General features: G+C 73.6%; 21 protein-coding genes. 4 read left to right on the top strand and 17 right to left on the bottom strand.

Annotated features, from left to right (window positions below; translation table 11 throughout):
- Nucleotides 1-141 precede the first annotated feature (141 nt).
- The 6 genes from AB0B39_RS19260 to AB0B39_RS19235 all read right to left on the bottom strand — a co-directional run bounded on the left by AB0B39_RS19260 (nucleotide 142) and on the right by AB0B39_RS19235 (nucleotide 5,912).
- A complete protein-coding gene (locus AB0B39_RS19260; protein ID WP_234587489.1) occupies nucleotides 142-1,839 on the bottom strand; it encodes an L-aspartate oxidase in 1,698 nt (565 codons plus the stop codon).
- Between the two features lie 94 nt (nucleotides 1,840-1,933).
- On the bottom strand, nucleotides 1,934-2,830 hold the full coding sequence (locus AB0B39_RS19255; protein ID WP_357574963.1) for a septum formation family protein: 897 nt from the start codon (nucleotides 2,828-2,830) through the stop codon (nucleotides 1,934-1,936).
- Between the two features lie 96 nt (nucleotides 2,831-2,926).
- Nucleotides 2,927-3,355, bottom strand: a complete 429-nt coding sequence (panD, locus tag AB0B39_RS19250) for an aspartate 1-decarboxylase (RefSeq protein WP_357574962.1) — start codon at nucleotides 3,353-3,355, stop codon at nucleotides 2,927-2,929.
- A 45-nt stretch (nucleotides 3,356-3,400) separates the two neighbouring features.
- The gene (panC, locus tag AB0B39_RS19245) at nucleotides 3,401-4,249 is read right to left on the bottom strand and encodes a pantoate--beta-alanine ligase (protein ID WP_357574961.1); all 849 of its coding nucleotides are present in this window, start codon (nucleotides 4,247-4,249) and stop codon (nucleotides 3,401-3,403) included.
- Nucleotides 4,246-5,217 carry a Rossmann-like and DUF2520 domain-containing protein gene (locus tag AB0B39_RS19240; protein ID WP_357574960.1) on the bottom strand — a complete coding sequence of 324 codons (972 nt, stop codon included), beginning with the start codon at nucleotides 5,215-5,217 and terminating at the stop codon, nucleotides 4,246-4,248. The genes panC and AB0B39_RS19240 overlap by 4 nt, the downstream gene beginning before the upstream one ends.
- Before the next feature lie 128 nt (nucleotides 5,218-5,345).
- Nucleotides 5,346-5,912: a TetR family transcriptional regulator gene (locus AB0B39_RS19235; protein ID WP_357498198.1), complete on the bottom strand. Its 567-nt coding sequence runs from the start codon at nucleotides 5,910-5,912 to the stop codon at nucleotides 5,346-5,348.
- Nucleotides 5,913-6,032: 120 nt separating this feature from the next.
- Between AB0B39_RS19235 and AB0B39_RS19230 the strand changes: the two genes are divergently transcribed.
- The 3 genes from AB0B39_RS19230 to AB0B39_RS19220 all read left to right on the top strand — a co-directional run bounded on the left by AB0B39_RS19230 (nucleotide 6,033) and on the right by AB0B39_RS19220 (nucleotide 9,431).
- The gene (locus AB0B39_RS19230; protein WP_357574959.1) at nucleotides 6,033-6,947 is read left to right on the top strand and encodes an SDR family oxidoreductase; all 915 of its coding nucleotides are present in this window, start codon (nucleotides 6,033-6,035) and stop codon (nucleotides 6,945-6,947) included.
- Nucleotides 6,948-7,041: 94 nt separating this feature from the next.
- Nucleotides 7,042-8,247, top strand: a complete 1,206-nt coding sequence (locus tag AB0B39_RS19225) for an SAM-dependent methyltransferase (protein ID WP_357574958.1) — start codon at nucleotides 7,042-7,044, stop codon at nucleotides 8,245-8,247.
- A complete protein-coding gene (locus tag AB0B39_RS19220) occupies nucleotides 8,244-9,431 on the top strand; it encodes an NADH-quinone oxidoreductase subunit D (RefSeq protein ID WP_357498193.1) in 1,188 nt (395 codons plus the stop codon). Before AB0B39_RS19225 ends, AB0B39_RS19220 begins: the two co-directional genes overlap by 4 nt.
- 56 nt (nucleotides 9,432-9,487) lie before the next feature.
- On the opposite strand, the gene AB0B39_RS19215 is transcribed toward AB0B39_RS19220, so the two are convergent.
- The 4 genes from AB0B39_RS19215 to AB0B39_RS19200 form a co-directional block, all read right to left on the bottom strand.
- Nucleotides 9,488-11,356, bottom strand: a complete 1,869-nt coding sequence (locus tag AB0B39_RS19215; RefSeq protein WP_357574957.1) for a hypothetical protein — start codon at nucleotides 11,354-11,356, stop codon at nucleotides 9,488-9,490.
- 110 nt (nucleotides 11,357-11,466) lie between these two features.
- Nucleotides 11,467-12,471 (bottom strand): glycine betaine ABC transporter substrate-binding protein, encoded by a 1,005-nt coding sequence (locus tag AB0B39_RS19210; protein WP_357498188.1) that lies wholly within the window; start codon nucleotides 12,469-12,471, stop codon nucleotides 11,467-11,469.
- A 215-nt stretch (nucleotides 12,472-12,686) separates the two neighbouring features.
- Complete coding sequence (locus AB0B39_RS19205; RefSeq protein WP_234587463.1) at nucleotides 12,687-13,424, bottom strand: ABC transporter permease; 738 nt, start codon at nucleotides 13,422-13,424, stop codon at nucleotides 12,687-12,689.
- Complete coding sequence (locus tag AB0B39_RS19200) at nucleotides 13,421-14,107, bottom strand: ABC transporter permease (protein WP_357498185.1); 687 nt, start codon at nucleotides 14,105-14,107, stop codon at nucleotides 13,421-13,423. Before AB0B39_RS19200 ends, AB0B39_RS19205 begins: the two co-directional genes overlap by 4 nt.
- A 2-nt stretch (nucleotides 14,108-14,109) precedes the next feature.
- Between AB0B39_RS19200 and AB0B39_RS19195 the strand changes: the two genes are divergently transcribed.
- Nucleotides 14,110-15,114 carry an ABC transporter ATP-binding protein gene (locus AB0B39_RS19195; RefSeq protein WP_357498183.1) on the top strand — a complete coding sequence of 335 codons (1,005 nt, stop codon included), beginning with the start codon at nucleotides 14,110-14,112 and terminating at the stop codon, nucleotides 15,112-15,114.
- A gap of 58 nt (nucleotides 15,115-15,172) precedes the next feature.
- Here AB0B39_RS19195 and AB0B39_RS19190 read toward each other — a convergent pair whose 3' ends face one another.
- The 7 genes from AB0B39_RS19190 to folP form a co-directional block, all read right to left on the bottom strand.
- Nucleotides 15,173-15,673 (bottom strand): hypothetical protein, encoded by a 501-nt coding sequence (locus AB0B39_RS19190; RefSeq protein WP_354861103.1) that lies wholly within the window; start codon nucleotides 15,671-15,673, stop codon nucleotides 15,173-15,175.
- A 56-nt stretch (nucleotides 15,674-15,729) separates the two neighbouring features.
- Entirely contained in the window at nucleotides 15,730-16,038 is a 309-nt protein-coding gene (locus tag AB0B39_RS19185; RefSeq protein WP_234587453.1) for a hypothetical protein, read from the bottom strand.
- A gap of 52 nt (nucleotides 16,039-16,090) precedes the next feature.
- Complete coding sequence (locus tag AB0B39_RS19180; RefSeq protein ID WP_357498180.1) at nucleotides 16,091-17,305, bottom strand: ABC transporter permease; 1,215 nt, start codon at nucleotides 17,303-17,305, stop codon at nucleotides 16,091-16,093.
- Nucleotides 17,306-17,424: 119 nt separating this feature from the next.
- Nucleotides 17,425-17,964 (bottom strand): DUF3180 domain-containing protein, encoded by a 540-nt coding sequence (locus AB0B39_RS19175; RefSeq protein WP_234587449.1) that lies wholly within the window; start codon nucleotides 17,962-17,964, stop codon nucleotides 17,425-17,427.
- A gap of 19 nt (nucleotides 17,965-17,983) precedes the next feature.
- Nucleotides 17,984-18,511, bottom strand: a complete 528-nt coding sequence (gene folK / locus AB0B39_RS19170) for a 2-amino-4-hydroxy-6-hydroxymethyldihydropteridine diphosphokinase (RefSeq protein WP_357498178.1) — start codon at nucleotides 18,509-18,511, stop codon at nucleotides 17,984-17,986.
- The gene (gene folB / locus AB0B39_RS19165) at nucleotides 18,508-18,873 is read right to left on the bottom strand and encodes a dihydroneopterin aldolase (RefSeq protein ID WP_234587444.1); all 366 of its coding nucleotides are present in this window, start codon (nucleotides 18,871-18,873) and stop codon (nucleotides 18,508-18,510) included. Before folB ends, folK begins: the two co-directional genes overlap by 4 nt.
- A complete protein-coding gene (gene folP, locus AB0B39_RS19160) occupies nucleotides 18,870-19,769 on the bottom strand; it encodes a dihydropteroate synthase (protein WP_357498175.1) in 900 nt (299 codons plus the stop codon). The genes folB and folP overlap by 4 nt, the downstream gene beginning before the upstream one ends.
- Between the last annotated feature and the right edge of the window lie 121 nt (nucleotides 19,770-19,890).

Here is a 19,890-nt window from a genome sequence, read left to right as displayed (position 1 = left end):
CGAAACCGGCTCACTCCTCGCGCTCACTGGGCCATCTCCGTTCGCGACTGCGGGGCTCGCAACCCCGGCTCACTCCTCGCGCTCACTGGGCCATCTCCGTTCGCGACTGCGGGGCTCGCAACCCCGGCTCACTCCTCGCGCTCACTGTGCACTCCCCTCCCACTGCTCCGTCACCAGGCCCTGCGCCCCGACCGACCCGACCAGGTGGCCCAGCCACCGCTCGTCGGCCGTCGGGAAGTCCTCCCGCCAGTGGCAGCCCCGGGTCTCGGCGCGGGCGTACGCCGCCGCGACAAGCGTCGACGCCACCGTGAGCAGGTTGGTCGCCTCCCAGTCGGCGGTGCGCGGTCGGCCCCGGGCCGCGCCCAGCTCGGTAAGCGTCCCGGCCGTCTCGGCCAGCGTCGCCGCGGACCGGAGCACCCCGGCCCCCCGGGTCATCGCCCGCTGGAGCGTCGGCGTCACCCCGGCCGGCACGACCCAGCCCGCACCGCCGCGCCATGCGCCGACGTCCGCCGGCTGGGCCTGCTCGGGCAGGCCGGCCGCGATGTCGTCGGCGATCCGCCGGGAGAACACCAACCCCTCCAGCAGCGAGTTGCTGGCCAGCCGGTTCGCGCCGTGCACGCCCGTGCAGGCGACCTCGCCGCAGGCGTACAGGCCGGGGATCGACGTGCGGCCGCGCAGATCGGTGCGGACGCCGCCGGAGGCGTAGTGCGCGGCCGGGGCGACCGGGATCAGGTCGGTGGCCGGGTCCACGCCGATCGCCAGGCAGGACGCCACGATGGTCGGGAACCGCCCGGCCAGGAAATCGCCGCCCAGATGGCGGGCGTCGAGAAAGACGTGGTCCGCGCCGCTGGCCATCAGCACCCGGTGGATGCCCTTGGCCACCACGTCCCGGGGGGCCAACTCGGCCAGCTCGTGCTGGCCCACCATGAACCGCTTGCCGTCGGAGTCCACCAGGTACGCGCCCTCGCCGCGCAGCGCCTCGGAGACCAGTGGCTGCTGCGCGTGCCCGGCGCCGGGCACCCCCGCGCCGGGCGGGGTGATCAGGGCAGTCGGGTGGAACTGGACGAACTCCACGTCGGTCACCGCCGCGCCGGCCCGCATCGCCAGCGCCACCCCGTCGCCGGTGGAGACCGCCGGGTTGGTGGTGGCCGCGAAGATCTGCCCCATCCCGCCGGTGGCCAGCACCACCGCCCGCGCCAGCAACGCGCCGACGCCGTCCTCGCTGCCCTCACCGAGCACGTGCAGGGTGATCCCGCAGGCCGGACCGAGCCCGTCCGGGCCGTCGCCGGGCGCCCGCAGCAGGTCCAGCACCAGGGCGTGCTCCACCAGCCGGATCCACGGGTCGCGCTGCACGGCGGCGTGCAGGGCCCGCTGCACCTCGGCGCCGGTGGCGTCCCCGCCCGCGTGCACGATCCGGTCCGCCCGGTGTCCACCCTCCCGGGTCAGCATCAGCGAACCGTCCGGGTGGCGATCGAACTCGGCCCCGATCCGCATCAGCTCCCGCAGCCGGGTCGGCCCCTCCTCGACGAGCACCCGGACCGCCGCGGGGTCGCAGAGCCCCACACCGGCGATCTCGGTGTCCCGGGCGTGCGCCGCGGGGGTGTCCGTCGGGTCGAGCACGGCGGCGATGCCGCCCTGCGCCCACCGGGTCGAGCCGTCGTCAATGTTGACCTTGGTGACGACCGTGACGTGCAGGCCCGCCTCACGCAGGTGCAACGCGGCGGTCAGTCCCGCGACCCCGGACCCCACCACGATCACGTCGGTGGTCTCCACCCAGCCGGGCTCGGGCGCGGCCAGCAGTCTGGGCAGGGCCGGCAGATCGACCGTCGGAACGTCCATCCCACCAGTCAACCCGAAGGATCCTCGCCGGGGGAGGCGGGGGCTCAACGAGTGGTTTGGGCTACCCCGTCCGGCCCGAACCGTGCCGCGCCGCTCACTTCGTCCGCACCGGCAGGCCGGCCGGACCGGCGCCCTTCAACGACGCGGTCACCGTACGGTCGCTCAGCCACAGGTAACAGCGCACTCCCCGGTCACCGACCCGCCAACGCCCCGCACCCGGCGGGCGCACCACCACCCTGCTGCGGAACCGCAGGTCGGAGTCGTCAGGCACGCCGACATAGCGGCCGAGGACGGTGCGGCAGCCGGTGTAGAGCGGCGCCCAGTCGGCATCCTTGGCCGGGTACGGCCGGTCCGGCGCGCGCCACACCCCGACGAACTCGGCGTCGTGCCGACCGCCGCACTCCACCGGGACCAGCGTCTGCACACCCCGGCCCGCCCCGGAGCGGGTCTGCTGGCAGCCCAACCGCAGCCCGGAGGCCCCCTTCAACGCGTCCCGCAGGCTGCCCGACCGGACCACCACAGTGGCGGCCGCCTCGACGGTCGTCAACTCGGTCAGGTCGCACCGGAACCAGCGGGAACCGGCTGCCCAGCCCGGCCCGGAGGGCAGCGCCACCGACAGCCGCAGCCGCCCGGCCCGCCAGTCGTCGCCCACGTACGCCGAGGCCCGGGTGTCGCACTCGGTGAACGCCCCGCGCAGCTCCACCGACCCGTTGGCCGGGGCGGCAGCCCGCTCCGGCGGGAACACCCCGACGTGCACGGTCTCCACCCGGTGCGGGCCGGCGCAGTCCATCGGTTGATAGGCGGCCAGCGTCACCACCTCGACGAAGTCGGCGGCCTGACACACCCCGACGGCCGGCGTGAACGCCATGGCCGGTGGCAGTGCCGCCCAGTCGTCGGTCAGGTCACCGTCCAGACCGCCGGACCCGGCGCAGCCGACCAGCAGCACTGCCGTGACGGCAGTAGCGAACAGGGTCGTCATGGCACGGCGCATCGCGGCCTCCCCCAGCCACCTACCGGCTTCCGCCAGCGTGCCCAGGGTAACCGCACATGACCTTCCGGTGACAGACCGGAATCGGCTCGCGCGAGATCAGACTCCGGACACGGCGAACGGGCTCGGCACCGGGTCGCCGGCCGTGCCCGGGGCCGCCACCGCCGGGTTCGCCCCCAGCTCGACGATCCGGTTGTCGGTGTCGACGTGCACCACCCGCGGCCGGTACGACCGGGCCTCGGCGTCGTCCATCTGCCCGTACGAGATCAGGATGACCAGGTCACCGGGGTGCACGAGGTGCGCGGCGGCCCCGTTGATGCCGATCACGCCGCTGCCCCGCTCCCCCGGGATGACGTACGTCTCCAGCCGGGCGCCGTTGGTGATGTCCACGATCGCGACCTGCTCCCCCGAGAGCAGGTCGGCGGCGTCGAGCAGGTCCTCGTCCACAGTCACCGAACCGATGTAGTGCAGGTCGGCCTGGGTCACGGTGGCCCGGTGGATCTTCGACTTGAGCATGGTCCGCAGCATCGGGCTCGCCTTTCGCGAAAGAAGTGGTGGTGGGGTGCGGCCGGGTCAGGGACGAGGGGCGAGGTGGATCGCCGCGTTGTCGATCAACCGGGTGGCGCCGACCCAGGCGGCGATCACCAGTCGGGCCGGCCCGGACACCGGCCCCGGCTCCAGTTCGGGGTCGGTGAGCACCAGGTAGTCGAGCTGAGCGCCGGGCGTACCGGCGCCGAACGCGGCGTGCGCGGCGGACAGCACCTCCCCCGCGTCCAGGCCGTCGTCGGCGGCCCGGGCACCCGCCCGCAGCGCGGCGGACAGGCTCAGCGCCGCCGCCCGCTCGGGCTCGCTCAGGTAACGGTTGCGGCTGGACAGCGCCAACCCGTCCGCCTCCCGGACGGTCGGTACGCCGATCACCTCGACCGGCACGTCCAGGTCCCGGGCCATCCGCCGCACCAGGGTGAGCTGCTGATAGTCCTTCTCACCGAAGAAGGCCAGGTCAGGACGCGTGAGTTGGAGCAGCTTCAGGACCACGGTGAGCACCCCGTGGAAGAAGCCGGGACGGCTCGCGCCCTCCAGCTCCCCGCCCAGCGGACCCGGGTCGAGGCGTACGCGGGGCTGGCCGTCCGGATACATGTCGGTTACCGACGGCGCGAAGACGAGGTCGGCGCCGGCCCGCCGGCACACCTCCAGGTCGGCGTCGAGGGTGCGCGGATAGCGGTCGAAGTCCTCGTTCGGCCCGAACTGCAGCGGATTCACGAAGATCGTCACCAGTACGTGGTCGGCCTGCTCCCGGGCGGCGCGCAGCAGCGTCTCGTGGCCGGAGTGCAGGGCGCCCATGGTCATCACCACGCCGACGGTGCCCTTCAACGCCGCCCGGGCCTCGGCCAACTCGGCGCGCGTGTGGACAAGCTGCGTCATGCGGCCACCTCCCGGCTCGTCCCGGCGAGCACACCGAGCAGCGGCTGGGCGTCCACCGGACGCAGGCGGCCCGCGGCGATCGCCCGGTCGGCGGTACGCCGGGCCAGCGCCAGGTACGCGGGGACCGACTCCGGCGCGGTGGCGGCCAGCCGGGCCAGGTGCCGCTCGACGGTGCCCGCGTCGCCCCGGGACACCGGACCGGTCAGCGCGTCGTCGCCGAGGCGCAACGCGTTCTCCAGGGCGGCCCGCAGCAGGGGGGCGAGCACCTTCTCCGGACGGGCCACGCCGGCGTCGCGCAGCCGGTCGGTCGCCTCGTTCACCAGGGTCACCAGGTGGTTCGCGCCGTGTGCGAGCGCGGCGTGGTACAGCGGGCGATCCCCCTCGGCCACCCACTCGGGGACGCCACCGAGGTCGGCGACCAGCCGGGCGGCCAGCGGACGCAGGTCAGCCGGGGCGGTCACCCCGTACGAGATGCCGGACAGCCGGGGCAGGTCGTCCGGCGTACCGGTGAAAGTCATGGCGGGATGCAGGGCCAGCGGACGGGCGCCGACCGCGGCGGCCGGCGCCAGCACGGCGAGACCGTGCGCGCCCGAGGTGTGCGCGACCACCTGGCCCGGGTGCAGGGCACCCCGGTCGACGAGGTCGGCTACCACTGCGGCCAGCGCGTCGTCCGGCACCGCGATCAGCAGCAGGTCGGCGGCGGCGCGCGCGACGGCGGTGACCGGGCGGCGGGGCACCTCGGGCAGCAGCAGGGCCAGCCGTGCCCGGCTGGTCCCGGAGTCACCCGCCACAGCCACCACCCGGTGCCCGGCGGCCGCGAGCGCGGCGCCCAGGACGGCACCGACCCGGCCGGCGCCGACGACGCCGACAGTGAGCAGGCGGGACGTGGGGGTGCCGGTGACGGCGGAATCCCGCGGTGCGGCAGGCCCAAGCTGGGCGGCCGGACGCGGGCGCAGCGGTGCGCTCATGACGACGATCCAGTCCTCGAGAAGGGGTACCGGTCGATCGCAAGTATGCGCCCGCGCCACAGAGCCGAGACAGGATGTGTGAAAACGTTCACCGCCGAAGCAAGGGGCTCGGCGCAGGTCGGTCGGGCTCAGCCGGAGGCCGACGTGATCGCGCGTAGTTCGGTGGCCACCTCGGCGATCAGGTCGGTGAGCGGAACGTCACCGCCGGGCGCGACCCAGCGGGCGTACGCGACCCGGAAGACCGTGGCACCCGACTCGGTGGCCAGGGTGGCCGTGCTCTCGTCGAGGCCCTTGGCACGCAGGGCGGCGGTGACCGCGGCCACCAGCGAACCCGTCTTGCGCAGCTCACGCTCCTGGAGCTCGGGGCTGCTCTCGATGATGGCCTGTCGCGCCCGGACCAGTTCGAGGCGGTCGGCGAAGATCTCCTCCGCCACCCGGCGGAAGGCGGCGATGACCACCTCGAACGGGCCGGCGTCCGTCTCGGCCACCGTCCTGGCCAGGACCTCCTCCAGGTGCGCGCTGCCGCTGAAGAGCGCCTCGCGCTTGTCTCCGAAGAGCCGGTAGAAGGTGCGCTTGTCGAGGCCCGCGCGGCCGGCGATGTCGGCGACGGTGGTCTGCTCGAAGCCGCGCTCGCGGAACAGCTCGAAGGCGGCCGCCTCCAGGCGGCCGCGCGCGTCGGGTTGCCAGCGGGCCATGCGGCGAATCGTATCCGACGTCACACTGCGACATTACTTCCGCCGCGATGTCGCGCCGCGACATCGTGCGGGGTAGCGTGATGTCGCAAGGTGACATCGGCACTCACGAAGGAACCCGCCATGCGCGTATTCGTCACAGGCGCCTCCGGCCACGTCGGCTCCGCCGTCGTCCCGGAACTCCTCTCCGCTGGGCACGAGGTCGTCGGCCTCGCCCGCTCCGACACGTCCGCCGCCGCCATCGAGAAGCTCGGCGCCCAGGCACACCGCGGCGACCTTTCCGACCTCGACGTGCTCCGGGAAGAGGCGGCTGCCGCCGACGGAGTGATCCACCTGGCGTTCCGCCACGACCTCATGGTCAGCGGCGACCTGGCCAGCGCCGCCAAGGCCGACCTGGACGCCCTCACGGCACTCGCCGACGGCCTGGCCGGCTCCGGCAAGCCCCTGGTCGGCACCGGCGGGACGGCCATGCTCGTGATGGGCGGCGTCGTCGGCCGCCCCGGCACCGAACGCGACATCTTCCCCGGCGGCGGCTACCGGATCGACGCGGAGAACTTCGTGGCCGGCCTCGCCTCCCGCGATGTGCGCTCGTCCATCGTCCGACTCGCGCCCACGGTGCACAGCTCGCTCGACCACAACGGCTTCATCACCGCCGTCATCGCCGCGGCGCGACGCACGGGGTACTCCGCCTACGTCGGCGAGGGCGCCAACCGATGGCCGGCCGTCCACACACTCGACGCGGCCGTGCTGTACCGACTCGCTCTCGAAAAGGCCCCGGCCGGCACGCGCCTGCACGGCGCCGACGACGAAGGAGTTCCCTTCCGGGAGATCGCCGAGGCCATCGGCCACAAGCTCGACATCCCGGTCCGGGGCGTCAGCCCCGCCGAGGCCGACGACCACTTCGGCTTCCTCGGATCGTTCGTCCAGCTCGACAACCCGACGTCGTCCGCCCTCACCCGCGAACTGCTGGGCTGGACCCCCACCCACCCCCGCCTGATCGCCGACCTGCACGAGGGGCACTACTTCCGGACGGCATGAGCGAGGAAGCCGCCCGGCGGGGATCGGGAGTCGTCGCCCCGCCGGGTGGCCGTAGGGTCGGCACGGTGACACCTCCTGAACCCGGAGTGAGCTGATGCCGATCCCGTGGCGGGACGCGATGAGCCACGCCCTCTACGGGCCGGACGGCTTCTTCGTGGCCGGCGGCGGTCCGGCCGATCACTTCCGGACCAGCGTGCACGCCTCCCCCGCCTTCGCCACCGCGCTGCTGCGCCTTGTCAAGCAGGTCGACGCCGCTCTGGGCCATCCGCCACGGCTCGACGTGGTCGACGTGGGGGCTGGGCGGGGGGAGTTGTTGCGGGCGCTCGCCGGGCTCGCGGTGGGGGTTTCCGGGGAGCCCACCCACTCCGGGCGGTCAGGCTTGATCCCTGCGTGGGCGGGCTCCCCGGAAACCCCGACTTCCACGGCCTCCGTCCGTCGGTCGCCCGACGGTCCGTCGTCCGGCACCGTCCGTCGCTCGCTCGCGGAACGCGTGCGGTTCACAGCAGTCGAGTACGCCCACCGCCCCGAGAACCTGCCGGAAGAGATCAACTGGACCGCTGAGATACCCGACGAGATCAACGGACTGTTGATCGCTACCGAGTGGTTGGACAACGTCCCGTTGGACGTGGCGGTGCACACCACCGAGGGCTGGCGATATGTGCTGGTCGACCCCGACAGCGGCGTGGAGACGGTTGGCGAGTTGGTCAACGCTGCCGATGTTGACTGGCTGAACACCTGGTGGCCCAGTCCCGCGAGCCCTTCGAGTGCTAGCGGTGACCCGGATCTGGGGTTGACCTGGTCGGACGCGACCAGCCCGGAAACCCCCCACAGCGACTACCAGCGAGCCGAGATCGGCCGAAGCAGAGACGAGGCTTGGGCCAACGCGGTGCGACAGATCAGCCGAGGGCTGGCGGTCGCTGTCGACTACGGGCATCTGCGGGAGGGTCGGCCGGTGGACGGGACGTTGACCGGGTATCGGGGTGGACGGCAGGTGCCTCCGGTGCCGGACGGGTCGAGTGATGTGACAGCGCACGTGGCAATGGACTCGGTCGCCTCCGCCGGTGCGGCGGTCGCCAGGTGTGCGTACTCCCTGATCTCGCAGGCCGAGGCGCTGCGGGCGCTCGGGGCCGACGGTGGGCGACCGCCGCTGAGCCTGGCCGGCACCGACCCGGCCGGCTACGTGCGGGCGCTGGCCGCGGCGTCGGCGGTGGCCGAGCTGACCGACCCGGCCGGGCTCGGCGGACACTTGTGGCTGCACCAACCGGTCGGCATCGGGCTACCGCCGGCCGTGGCACGATGACGGGCATGACCACCGACGCCGGGGCCCTTCGTGAACTGACCGTCGGCACCGGGGCCGGTCTGGTCGCCGGCACCGGCGATCAGCAGCTCGGCACCGACATGGTGCTCAACATCGGCCCGCAGCACCCCTCGACGCACGGCGTGCTGCGCCTGAAGCTGGTGCTCGACGGCGAGCGGGTCATCGCCTGCGAACCGATCGTCGGCTACATGCACCGGGGCGCGGAGAAGCTCTTCGAGGTGCGCGACTACCGGCAGATCATCGTGCTGGCCAACCGGCACGACTGGCTCTCGGCGTTCTCGAACGAGCTGGGTGTGGTGCTCGCTGTGGAACGCCTGATGGGCATGGAGGTGCCGGAGCGGGCCACCTGGCTGCGGATGGCCCTCGCCGAGCTGAACCGGGTGCTCAACCACCTGATGTTCCTCGGTTCCTACCCGCTGGAGATCGGGGCCATCACGCCGGTCTTCTACGCCTTCCGGGAACGGGAGACCATCCAGGCGGTGATGGAGGAGGTCTCCGGCGGCCGGATCCACTACATGTTCAACCGGGTGGGCGGGCTGAAGGAGGAGGTGCCGTACGGCTGGACCGGGCGGGCCCGCGCGGCGATCGGCGAGGTCCGTCGGCGGCTGCCCGACCTCGACCACCTGATCCGGCGTAACGAGATCTTCCTCGCCCGCACGGTGGGCGTGGGCGTGCTGTCCGCCGCCGACGCCGCCGCGTTCGGGGCGTCCGGGCCGGTGGCCCGCGCCTCCGGGCTCGACCTGGACCTGCGCCGGGACGACCCCTATCTGGCGTACGACGAGCTGGACGTGCCGGTGGTGACCAAGACCGCCGGGGACTGCCATGCCCGCTTCGAGGTGCTGCTCGACCAGGTGTACGTCTCGTTGGATCTCGCCGAGCGGTGCCTGGACCGGGTGGACCAGCTGACCGGGCCGATCAACACCCGCCTGCCGAAGGTGCTCAAGGCGCCGGAGGGGCACACGTACGCCTGGACGGAGAACCCGCTCGGCATCAACGGCTACTACCTGGTGTCCCGGGGCGAGAAGACCCCGTGGCGGTTGAAGCTGCGCACCGCCTCGTACGCGAATGTGCAGGCGCTTGCCACCCTGCTCCCCGGCTGCCTCGTGCCGGACCTGATCGCCATCCTCGGCTCGATGTTCTTCGTGGTCGGCGACATCGACAAGTGACCGTCGCCGGTGAGAGCGCCGGCGCCGGCGGTCGGTGACCGGGGCTGGTCGGGGCGTCAGCGCCAGCGGTCGCCGGGCGGGGCGCCGCCGGCACGCGGCACGTCGTCCTGCGGCGGGTAACCGTAGCGTTCCTCGACCCGGCGTCGGCCGGCCCGCTCGGGGGCCGGCTCCGGTTCGTGACCGCGCTGGCGCGGCGGGCGCCACTCGTCCGGCACGGGCACGCCGCCGACCGGCAGCGCGGCCCGGCCGCCCGGCTCGGACCGGTGGTACGACTCGCGCTCGTCCTGCCAGCGGGCTTCGTCGTGCCGGCGCGGGTCCTCGTGGCGGCGGGGATCCTCGTGCCGGCGTGGGTCGTCCTGCCGGCGCGGGTCCTCGTGGCGGCGCGGGTCCTCGTGCCGGACGGACGCCCAACGGTCCGCCATCCGGTACTCGGTCCCCGTGGCGTCGGCGTGCACCTCGGCCCGGCGTTCCCCGACGTGCAGCTCCCTGCCGTTCTCGTCGTCCCGGACGGCCGCCCACCGGTCGCCGGCCCGCAGCTGCGACCAGTACTCGCCGGTGTCGTCAGCTCGCAGGGCCGGACCGGGCTGCGGCGCACCGGCGTGGTCGGGCTCGGCCTGCTCCGACCAGCCACGGTCGTCGCGCGGCGAACGGCCGCCCCAGGCGGGTTGGTCGGCCTGGGCGTACCCGTCGCGCTGCCCGGTCCACTCCGGCTCGTCGCGGCGAGTCGTCCAGCCCGGCTTCTCGTCGCCGCGGTCGGGCCCGTTCCGGTCGGAGCCCGAGCCGTCCCGGGCGCCCCCGAAACCGGACTCACCCCGGGCGGCGGGCTGCTGACCCCAGGACCGGTCGTCGGCTGGGCGGGCACGGTCGTCGGCGTACGTGGACCGGGGGTTCTCCGGGTCGCCCCACGAGCGGTCGGCCGGGCGGGCACGTCCCTCCGTGCCACCGCCCCGGGTCCACTCCTGGGCCGACGGGTTCCACTGGCCGGCGTACCCGCCGCCGTAGCGCCCGCCCGGCTCGGCCGGTCCGCCGTCGACGACTGTGTGCCGGGTGGTGACGTGCACGGTCTCGGTGTGCCGGACCACGCCGACCGGCCGGTGCGCCGGCTCCGGACGGTCGTGCTCACGCGGGCGTTCGTGCTCACGAGGGCGGTCGTGCTCACGAGGGTGGTCGTGCTCACGAGGGCGGGGAGTGGCGGCGTACCCGGGCGTGGGCCGTTCGGCGCCGTAGACACCGCCGGCGGTCGGCTCGGGTGGCACGTCGGCGGCGGCGCGGTGGCGGTACGCCGGTTCCTCGTCGGCGCGCTCGTCGCGACCCCACCGACCGGCGACCTCGTCCGGGGCCGGCGCCCGAACCCGACCGGCCACCTCGTCCGGCCCGCGTCCCGGAACCCGGCCGGCGTCATCCGGAGCGGGCACCCGGACCCGGGCGACCGGGGCGTCGCCGGGGACCGGTACGCGGCTGCGGGCGGGCGGAGTCTCGTCCACCTGATCGGCGGCCGGAACCCGCACCCTACCGGCACCGACGGGCTCGGCCGGCGGGGCGGCGCCGGCGAGGGCCGCTCCGGTGGCATCGAGGCGACGGCGGACCGCCGCGATCCCCTCCTGGGCTCGCTGCGCCTGGTCGAGCGCCTGGTTGCCGCGCTGCGCGGCGGCCACGATCTCGGCGCGCAACTCCCGGCGCAGCTCTTCGATCTCGTCCAGCAGCTCATCGGCCCGAGCGTCGTCACCGTCGGGGCGCAACGCGATGGAGAGACCGATCAGGACCACCGCCGCGATGGCGAGCACCGCCGCGAAGCGCAGCGGGCCGTTACCGTCGGCGACCAGAAGGATCAGCGCCGCCACCGGGGCCAGGGCCACGCCGCCCCAGAAGAGCACGGTCAGCAGCAGCGGTTGACGCCGGGCGTCGGGGGTGACCGGGGCTGGCATGGGTGTGCAGCCTACCGACGATCCCCAGCGGAGGGAACGGGTCCCGGGACGCGCGGACGCCCCCGCCCCGAGATGGGGAGGGGGCGTCCGCGGCACAACCGAGGAGGGCCTCAGCTGGTGGCGAAGGCACCGTCCGAGGAGAAGACCAGACCGACGCTGATCTTGCCCTCACGCAGACCGTTCTTGGTCAGCGGCCCGCCCTGGTCCAGCGAGGAGAACGAGCCCACCGAGAGCCCGTACGTCTTCTCCAGGCCCGGCTTGCAGAACGGACGCTGCTGGCACTCCGGCGGGCCGCCCAGCACAGTCGCGCTGCCGGAGCACTTCGCGGCCAGCTCGGAGAGGGTCCGTACGCCGTACTTGTCGGCGAACTGCTGGGTGACCGCGAACGCGTTCTGGTCCTGTGCGGCGGCCGGAGTGCCGAAGGTGATGCCCACCTTGTCGCCCTCGGCCTTGAGCTTGGTCACCGTCGCGTTGATGTCGGGCGAGGACACCGGCTGGGCGTTCTTGCCGTTGGCCTTGGTGTTGAGGAACTCGGCCATGGTCGACGCGTACTCCGGGACGACCTGGATCTCGCCCTTCTCCAGCGCCGGCTCGTACAGCTCCCGGTTGCCGATCTGCTGCACCTTGACCTGGTAACCGGCGGCGGTGAGCACGATCCGGTACAGCTCGCCCAGGGTCTGGCTCTCGCTGAAGTTGCCGGCGCCCACCACGATCTCGCCGCCCGGGCCCTTGGCGATGCCCGCGGTGATGTTGTTGGCGCTGGCGAACTCCTCGGCGGCCACCTTGGGCGTCTTGCGGTCGGCGTCGACGGCCTTGTTGAGCTGGATCAGCTTCGGGGTGTCGAGCGCCGCGGAGACCTTGTCCAGCGCGGCGAGCAACTGCGGGTTGGCCACCTTGCTGTTGACCGCCGGGATGACGTTGTCGGAGTTCTGGAGCTTCTTGTCGTCCGTCAGGGCGATGAGCTGCTGACCGGCGACCGGGGCGCACCCGGCGCCGGAGGCGCTCGTCTGGGGAGCGTCGGTGCCGGACGAGCCGGCATCGCCACACCCGGTGAGGAGTGCTGCCCCGGCGACGGCGCCGATGGCGCCGATGGCCAGACGTGTACGTGCGCGCATGTGCCGCCCGCCTTCCGTGTCCCGGCGCGACCCGTCCCGGGCCGGCCGCGTGTCCGACGGGCGAACCTGACTGTGGCCGCCCGCGACTTTCCACCCAACATCTTCCGGGAGCGACCGACAACCTGGGATGGGCTTCGTCACCGCATCGTCACCGAACGGCCCGCCGCTGGTCGCCGCTTCGGCGTCCACTCACCCGGACGGATCACGAAGGGGTGTCAGGCGCGGCCGGTGGCGTCGGCGGGCCGCGGTCGGCCCGCGCGCTGCCGCCCGCGCCGCAGCGGACGGGGAGTGACCAGGCGTTCAACGATCCCGAGGAGCAGCTCGGCCAGCAGTGCCAGCCCGGCCACCAGCACCCCACCGGCCACGATCTGCCCGCCACCGGCGGCGATGCTCAGACCGAATCCGGTACGGATGATCTCGCCGAGACCGCCACCGTTGACGAACGAGGCCAGCGCGGTCGTCGCGATGACCTGCACGGCGGCGGTCCGGAAGCCGGCAGCCAGATACGGCACCGCGAGCGGCAGCTCCACCCGACGCAGCAACTGCCCGCCGGACAGGCCCATCCCGCGGGCCGCGTCGCGCGCCTCCGGATCGGCCTGACGTACGCCGGTGTAGGCGTTGGCCAGCAGCGGTGGGACGGCGAAGACGGCGAGCGCCACCACCACCGGCGTACGCCCGAAGCCGAGGAAGGTCAGCGGCAGGATGGTCAGCAGCGCCAGGGTGGGAATGGCCAGGGTGGCGTTGGACACCAGCACCACCAGGCCACCGCCGCGGCCGGTGTGCCCGAGCCACAGCCCGACCGGCCAGGCCACCAGGCAGCCCAGCGCCACGGCCAGGGCGGAGATCGTCAGGTGCTCGCCGAGCCGGTCCAGGATGCCGCCCGGGTTGCTCCAGTTCAGGGGGTCGTTGAGCCAGAGCACGGCCTGGTGCACGGGGTTGGCCGCGGCGCTCACCGGACACCCCGGGCGGACCAGGGGGTGATCAGCCGGCCGACGAGGACCAGCAGCAGGTCCAGCAGCACCGCCAGCGCCACGCAGAGCACCGTACCGGTCATGATCTCGGCCTTGTAAAGGTTGTTCTGGAAGCCCGCGAAGATCAGTTGGCCGAGGCCGCCGTGCCCCACCAGCACACCGACGGTGACCAGCGCGACAGTCGACACGGTGGCCAGGCGCAAGCCGGTCAGGATGCCGGGGATCGCCAGCGGCAGGTCGATCCGGAAGAGCCGCCGCCAGCGGCCGTAACCCATTCCGTCGGCGGCCTCGCCGACCTCCGGCGGCACCTGGTTGAGCCCCGCCACCACGTTGCGGACGATCAGCAGCAGCGCGTACAGGACCAACCCGACCAGCACCGTGGTGGCGCCGGTGCCCAGGTACGGCGCGATGAACGCGAACAGCGCCAGTGACGGGATGGTGTAGATCACGCCGGTGACGCCGAGGATCGGGCCGGCCAGCGGGCGGACCCAGTACGCGAGCACGGACAACGGCAGGGCGATCAGCACCGCGATCAGCACCGCGCGTCCCGTGAGGGAGGCGTGTTCGCGCACGGCGGCGAGGATCGTGTCAGAGTTGTCCCGCACGTACTGCCAGGAGAACCAGGGGTTACCCGGGTCGGCCCGGTAGCTCAGGCGGAAGGACATACGTGGACGTTACCCCGGAGGCCGCCAGCGTGGCCGAATCCCCTCGCGCGGCGTCGATCTCCCTGCAGGGCATCCAGAAGCGCTACCCGAACGGCACCGAGGCCGTGCGGGACCTGAGCCTGGACGTCAAGGCCGGCGAGCTGGTGGTGCTGATCGGCCCGTCCGGCTGCGGCAAGTCGACAGTGCTCCGCATGGTCAACCGGCTGATCGAGCCGACGGCCGGGCGGATCATGCTCGGCGACGAGGACGTCACCGACGTCGACCCGGTGCGGCTACGCCGCCGGATCGGCTACGTGATCCAGAACGTCGGCCTCTTTCCACACCAGACCGTCCGCGCGAACGTGGCAACCGTCCCGGGCCTGCTCCGCTGGTCCCGGGATCGGACCCGGGCCCGCGTCGACGAGCTGCTCGACCTGGTCGGTCTGGATCCGAGCCAGTTCGGCCGCCGCTATCCGCACGAGCTGTCGGGCGGCCAGCGGCAGCGGGTTGGCGTGGCCCGCGCGCTCGCCGCCGACCCGGTGGTGCTGCTGATGGACGAGCCGTTCTCGGCAGTCGACCCGATCGTCCGGGCCCGCCTCCAGGAGGAGTTCCTCCGCCTCCAGGCCGAGGTCCGCAAGACGATCGTGCTGGTCACCCACGACCTCGACGAGGCCGTCCGGCTCGGCGACCGGATCGCCGTGCTGTCCCAGGGCGGGCATCTCGAGCAGTACGACACGCCGGCCGCCCTGCTCGGCGCACCGGCCACCCCGTTCGTCCGCGAATTCGTCGGAGCCGACCGGGGCATCCGCCGGCTGGCGGTCACCCCGCTCGACCGGGAGTCCCTGGAGCCGGTGCCCTCAGGCGCCGCCGCGGATCTGCCCACCGTGGCGCTGGACGGCACGGCGTACGACGCGCTGGCGGTGCTGCTCACGTCGGGACGGGACCAGCTCGTCGTGACCGACGACGGCCGTCCGGTGGGCGCGCTCAGCCGCCAACGTCTGCTCGACCTGGGCCGCTCGCCGAGCTGACCCGGGCCCGTGACCCGGCCGGCGTCGGCGGCACCCGCCCGGCCGGGTGTCGCTCTTCTCAGGCGCGACCACCGAGGCTCGCGGTGCCGATGATCCAGCCGGTGAGGAAGCCGTAGCCGGCGCCGCTGCTGGCGTCGCGCAGTGCTGCCAGCAGCGACGGGTCCGGGCCGAGCAGCGCCGCCAGCACGGCGGCGAGCCCGCCGGCCAGCACGTACGCGGCCCAGCCGGAGAAGAACTGGCTGACCGGACCGGGCACCCGGGCCACCTGGGCGGCCGGCAGCAGATAGAGCAGCGCCACCGCGAGGACCACCAGCGCCACGGCCCGCAGGTCGGCGGCGAACAGTCCGCCGGCCTGCCCGTCCGCGTCCAGCCGCCAGGCCGGCCAGGCGAGCAGGCGCAGATAGAAGCCACCTGCCGAGTCCGGGTCGGTGAGCGTGGCGGCGGCCCAGCCGGTGTACGCCGGACTGCCACAGATGCCGACCAGCAGCAGCACGGCGAGCGCGCCGGTGCCGGCGGCCGTCCCGTAGCCGCTCACCGGGCCCGTACGGACGAGTCCCATGATCCGCCCAGGTCCCGTGCCGGCCGGCCGGGCGGACCTGGGCTGCCCCGAACGGCTCAGTGCTTCAGCAGGTAGTCGATGAAGGCGGCCCGCAGCAGCGGCGCCGACTCCTCGTAGCCGTGCCCGGTCAGCTCCCGCCACAGGGCGTTCGCCTCGTCGATGGTCGGGCCGATCGAGTTCGGCGCACCGTCCAGCACCGTGGCCTCGTCCGCGTTCGGCAGGTGCCGCAGCACCGACCAGTAGAAGCCCACGTCGCGACGCTCCCGGGCCCGGGCGAACGCCCGCTCCCGCAGTTCCTCCGTGGACAGCGCGTCGAGTTCCTCGAACGAGGTTCCGCCGGGGGTGGCGGCAGGTGTGTCGGTCATGCGGCGAGCCTAACGGTCGAGATCAGCGCCGGCTCGGCGGACGGGACACGGCTCACCTGCCGTCGGCGTCCCAGTGCCGCGGGCCGGTCTCCCAGCGGGGGTCACGCCACGGGTCGGCCGGTTCCGGTGCGGGCGGTGTCGGCAGCGTCGGAGGCCAGTTTTCGGCCGGCGGTTGCCGGGGCACGTTCCATCCCGTGCTGATCGTGCCGTCGCCCACCGGCTCGATCCTCTCCACGCTGCCCGGCCGGGGTCGCCCGAACGTCTCGACCAGCCGGGTCACCAGCAACCCGACGCCGAGGGCCACGCCACCGAGCGCCCAGCGACTCACCGTCCAGTCGCGCTCCGGCGCGTACGCCTGGAAGACGGTGACCAGGCCGACGGCCAGCACCGTGCCGAACACCCCGCCGCGGCGGCCGTACGCGCTGGTGCCGCCGAGCAGGGACACGCCGATGGCCAGGACGGTCCAGTCCAGCCCGGAGGTGGGCGTGACCGCCCCGGGGCCGTTGGCGGCGAGCAGGACACCGGCGAGCGTGGCCAGCACCGTGGAACCGACAAGCGCGACGGCGGCTACCACGGCTGCCAGCGTGCCCCGGCGACGGGCCGGGTCGGCCACCGGCCGGTACCTACCCACCAGCCGGCGGATCGACCTGATCGTGCCGAACAGACCGCCGAGGACCGCGACGGCTGCGAACCCGACGAAGAGGTAGCCGGCGGTGCGCCTCGGGTCGTAGTCCCCCTGCACCAGAATCGACGTCGAACGGCGCTCGATGTACACCACGACCCCGGCCGCCGCGGCCAGGCTCGCCGCCCAGGCGGGCACCTGTAACACCACCACGGCCAGCGCCAACACGAGACCGCCCACCGCGGCGACCACGACAGCCGACCCGACTGACGCCGTCAGACCCCGGTCGCCCTGCTCCGCGTAGTGCAGCGCTGCGGCGACCGCGACCGGTCCGACGGCCAGGTTGGGGGTGGAGGTGCGCAGGCTCAGCCCGGCGGCGAGAGCGAGCAGCCCGAGGCCGACCGCGCCGACCAGCAACGCACGCAGGCCGGCGCCGCGCAGCGCGTCCGGGTCGACCCGCCAGAGTAGCCAGCCCAGGGCGGCGAGACCGACCAGCAGCAGGAATTCCCAGATCATGTGCACGCCGACGCGGTCCCGGCCCGGCTCGCCGTGGGTGGGATCGTCGAAGACGTTCTCCAGGACGGCGGCAGGAACCCCGGACGAGGGTTCGACCGACCGGTCCCGGCCCGTGTCTTCGTACCCCATGGCACCGCCTCCCCAGTGGCCGGCCGCCCCCGGTCCGGCGCACGGACGGATCGGGGGCGGCCGTTGCTCTCCGATCGGAGGCACCGTACCCGCGCCCGGAGCCGGGCGTAACCCCCTGCTCAGCGCTGGCCGGGACGGCTCTGACGCTGGTCGGGCTCGTGCTCGTCGTCCGGGCGCTCCGGGACCCGACAGGATCGCTCCAGCCAGAGCGCGGCCCCGACCAGCGCCAGCGACGCCAGCAACCCGCCCCCGGCGGCCGGCCGGTCCTCGATGGCGGCCCGGGTGGTCTCGACGAAGAGCCAGCCGCTGAGACCGGCGTAGAAACCGGCGAAGATGGCCCCGGCCAGCGCCGACGCCTTGGCCAGCACCACGAACCGGGCGACCATCAGCGGGTTCACCGGATCCCGGCCGGGCTTGCGCTCGATGCGACCACGGGTGTTGACGGCCGCGTAGGCCTCCAGCACCGCGAGCGCGGCCAGCGTCACCACCGGCAGCCACGGCAGACGGGGGATGCCGCTGTAGTAGAGGGTGCTGATCAGCAGCCAGGCGACAGCCGCCGCGCCCAGGGCGGCCACGACCAGGGTCGAGATGCGGGTGGGGCCCATCCGCGACCGGTCCGGGCCCGGCCCGCCCGGTGGTGGGGACTTCGCCTGCGTCATGCCCGCCGGCTCCACTGGGTCATGCCGTCGACTCTAACGCCAGTTCGGGCCGGGGACGCAGTTCCAGCGCGTCGTCGGCGACCGGACCGGCGGTGAGCAGGTCGGTCAACCAGCCGTGGCCGGGCAGTCGCCCGTACGGCTGGATGTCGATCCACGGTCGCAGCACGAACGCGCGCAGGTGCGCCCGGGGGTGCGGCAGGGTCAGCTCCTCGTCGTCGCTGAGCACCGGCTCGTCGTCGTCGCCCCAGACCGCGATCACGTCCACGTCGAGGGTCCGCGGCCCGAACCGCCGCCCCGGGTCACGGACCCGGCCGGCCGCACGCTCCGCGACCCGGGACCGCTCCAGCCAGTCGCGGGGCGTGGCGGCCGCGTCCTGGGCCAGCAGCACGGCGTTGAGGTACGCGGGCTGGTCGGCGTCCCCCCACGGTGGAGTCTCGTACACGCCGGAGACCACAAGTACGGTGTCGCCGAACGTGGCGACTGCCGTCCGGAGGTGTTCCAGGCGGTCGCCGAGGTTGCTGCCGAGCGAGAGCACGGCCCGGGTCATCGGGTACGCGTCCGGGTCATCGTGACTGCCACGTCGGTGAACGTGTGCGGCACCGGCGCCTCCGGCTTGTGCACGGTGACCGTGGCGGTGCGGACCCGTTCGTCGGCCAGGCAGACGGCGAGCAGCCGGTCGGCGAGGGTCTCGATCAGGTTGACCGGCTCGCCGGTCACCACCGCCACCAGACGTTCGGCCAGCTCGCCGTAGTGGACCGTGGCGGTGACGTCGTCGCTGGCCGCCGCCGGGGCGAGGTCCAACTCCAGGACGGCGTCGACCACGAAGTCCTGCCCCTGGGCCCGTTCGAAGTCGTACACCCCGTGCCGGCCGCGGGCCCGCAGGCCGGTCAACTGGATCCGGTCGCTCATCGGTCTCCCTCTCGTCGGCCGGCGGCTGCGCGCACGGTCGGCCCAGCCGGGCCGGCCGGCACCAGGCGCGGGCTGCCGGTGGCGGCCCAGACGGCGAGCGCGTCCACGGTGGCCCGCACGTCGTGCACGCGTACGCCCCACGCGCCAGCCGCTACGGCGAGCACGCTGGTGGCCACGGTGGCGGCCTCCCGTTCGGCGGTGGGTCGTGGTGTGCCGTCGGCGCCGGCGAGCAGTCGACCGAGGTAGGACTTGCGGCTGGCGCCGAAGAGCAGCGGGTACCCGAGGTCCAGCAGCTCCGGCAGTCGGGCGCTGAGTTCCCAGTTGTGGGCGGCCGTCTTGGCGAAGCCGAGGCCGGGGTCGATGACGATGCGGTCCGCAGTGACCCCGGCGGCCAGTGCCTCGTCGATCCGCTGGGACAGCTCGTCCCGCACATCTGTCACCACGTCGATGTAGCTGGCCAGGTCGCGCATCTGCCGGGAATGCCCCCGCCAGTGCATCAGGACCCAGGGGCAGCCGGCGTCGCGGACGACCCGGGCCATGTCGGGGTCGGCCAACCCACCGGATACGTCGTTGACCACGGCCGCGCCGGCACCCAGCGCGGCCTCGGCAACGCGCGCCCGGCTGGTGTCGATGCTGACCGGCACACCGGCGGCGGTCAGCTCGCGGATGACCGGTAGCACCCGTTCCGCCTCGGTGACCGCGTCGATCCGCTCGGCGCCGGGGCGGGTCGACTCGCCGCCGATGTCGATCAGGTGCGCCCCGGCCGCGCGCAGACGGACGCCGTGTCCGACTGCCGCGTCGAGGTCGGCGTACCGTCCGCCGTCGGAGAAGGAGTCCGGCGTGACGTTGAGGACGCCCATCACCACCGGGCCCGGAGCCCGCACCAGATCGGTCACGACTAGACGGTACCGGTCGCGGCGGCGGCACCCGGCGGCCCGGGTCGACCACCCCTGACGTGCTCATTAGAACAGGTGTACGATCGGTCATCCGGGCAGCATCAGGCAGTCCCTTCGCGGC

Origin of the sequence: Micromonospora sp. NPDC049114 (assembly GCF_040648635.1) — a bacterium.
Lineage (GTDB): Bacteria > Actinomycetota > Actinomycetes > Mycobacteriales > Micromonosporaceae > Micromonospora.
The sequence above is the reverse complement of the archived record's forward strand: the minus strand, read 5'-3'. Positions and strand labels throughout refer to the sequence as shown.

Bases quoted from the DNA above. Each gene is read 5' to 3' on its own strand.
- AB0B39_RS19260 (WP_234587489.1), bottom strand. From the start codon at position 1,839: ATGGACGTTCCGACGGTCGATCTGCCGGCCCTGCCCAGACTGCTGGCC.
- AB0B39_RS19255 (WP_357574963.1), bottom strand. From the start codon at position 2,830: ATGCGCCGTGCCATGACGACCCTGTTCGCTACTGCCGTCACGGCAGTG.
- panD (WP_357574962.1), bottom strand. From the start codon at position 3,355: ATGCTGCGGACCATGCTCAAGTCGAAGATCCACCGGGCCACCGTGACC.
- panC (WP_357574961.1), bottom strand. From the start codon at position 4,249: ATGACGCAGCTTGTCCACACGCGCGCCGAGTTGGCCGAGGCCCGGGCG.
- AB0B39_RS19240 (WP_357574960.1), bottom strand. From the start codon at position 5,217: ATGAGCGCACCGCTGCGCCCGCGTCCGGCCGCCCAGCTTGGGCCTGCC.
- AB0B39_RS19235 (WP_357498198.1), bottom strand. From the start codon at position 5,912: ATGGCCCGCTGGCAACCCGACGCGCGCGGCCGCCTGGAGGCGGCCGCC.
- AB0B39_RS19230 (WP_357574959.1), top strand. From the start codon at position 6,033: ATGCGCGTATTCGTCACAGGCGCCTCCGGCCACGTCGGCTCCGCCGTC.
- AB0B39_RS19225 (WP_357574958.1), top strand. From the start codon at position 7,042: ATGCCGATCCCGTGGCGGGACGCGATGAGCCACGCCCTCTACGGGCCG.
- AB0B39_RS19220 (WP_357498193.1), top strand. From the start codon at position 8,244: ATGACGGGCATGACCACCGACGCCGGGGCCCTTCGTGAACTGACCGTC.
- AB0B39_RS19215 (WP_357574957.1), bottom strand. From the start codon at position 11,356: ATGCCAGCCCCGGTCACCCCCGACGCCCGGCGTCAACCGCTGCTGCTG.
- AB0B39_RS19210 (WP_357498188.1), bottom strand. From the start codon at position 12,471: ATGCGCGCACGTACACGTCTGGCCATCGGCGCCATCGGCGCCGTCGCC.
- AB0B39_RS19200 (WP_357498185.1), bottom strand. From the start codon at position 14,107: ATGTCCTTCCGCCTGAGCTACCGGGCCGACCCGGGTAACCCCTGGTTC.
- AB0B39_RS19190 (WP_354861103.1), bottom strand. From the start codon at position 15,673: ATGGGACTCGTCCGTACGGGCCCGGTGAGCGGCTACGGGACGGCCGCC.
- AB0B39_RS19185 (WP_234587453.1), bottom strand. From the start codon at position 16,038: ATGACCGACACACCTGCCGCCACCCCCGGCGGAACCTCGTTCGAGGAA.
- AB0B39_RS19180 (WP_357498180.1), bottom strand. From the start codon at position 17,305: ATGGGGTACGAAGACACGGGCCGGGACCGGTCGGTCGAACCCTCGTCC.
- AB0B39_RS19175 (WP_234587449.1), bottom strand. From the start codon at position 17,964: ATGACGCAGGCGAAGTCCCCACCACCGGGCGGGCCGGGCCCGGACCGG.
- folK (WP_357498178.1), bottom strand. From the start codon at position 18,511: ATGACCCGGGCCGTGCTCTCGCTCGGCAGCAACCTCGGCGACCGCCTG.
- folB (WP_234587444.1), bottom strand. From the start codon at position 18,873: ATGAGCGACCGGATCCAGTTGACCGGCCTGCGGGCCCGCGGCCGGCAC.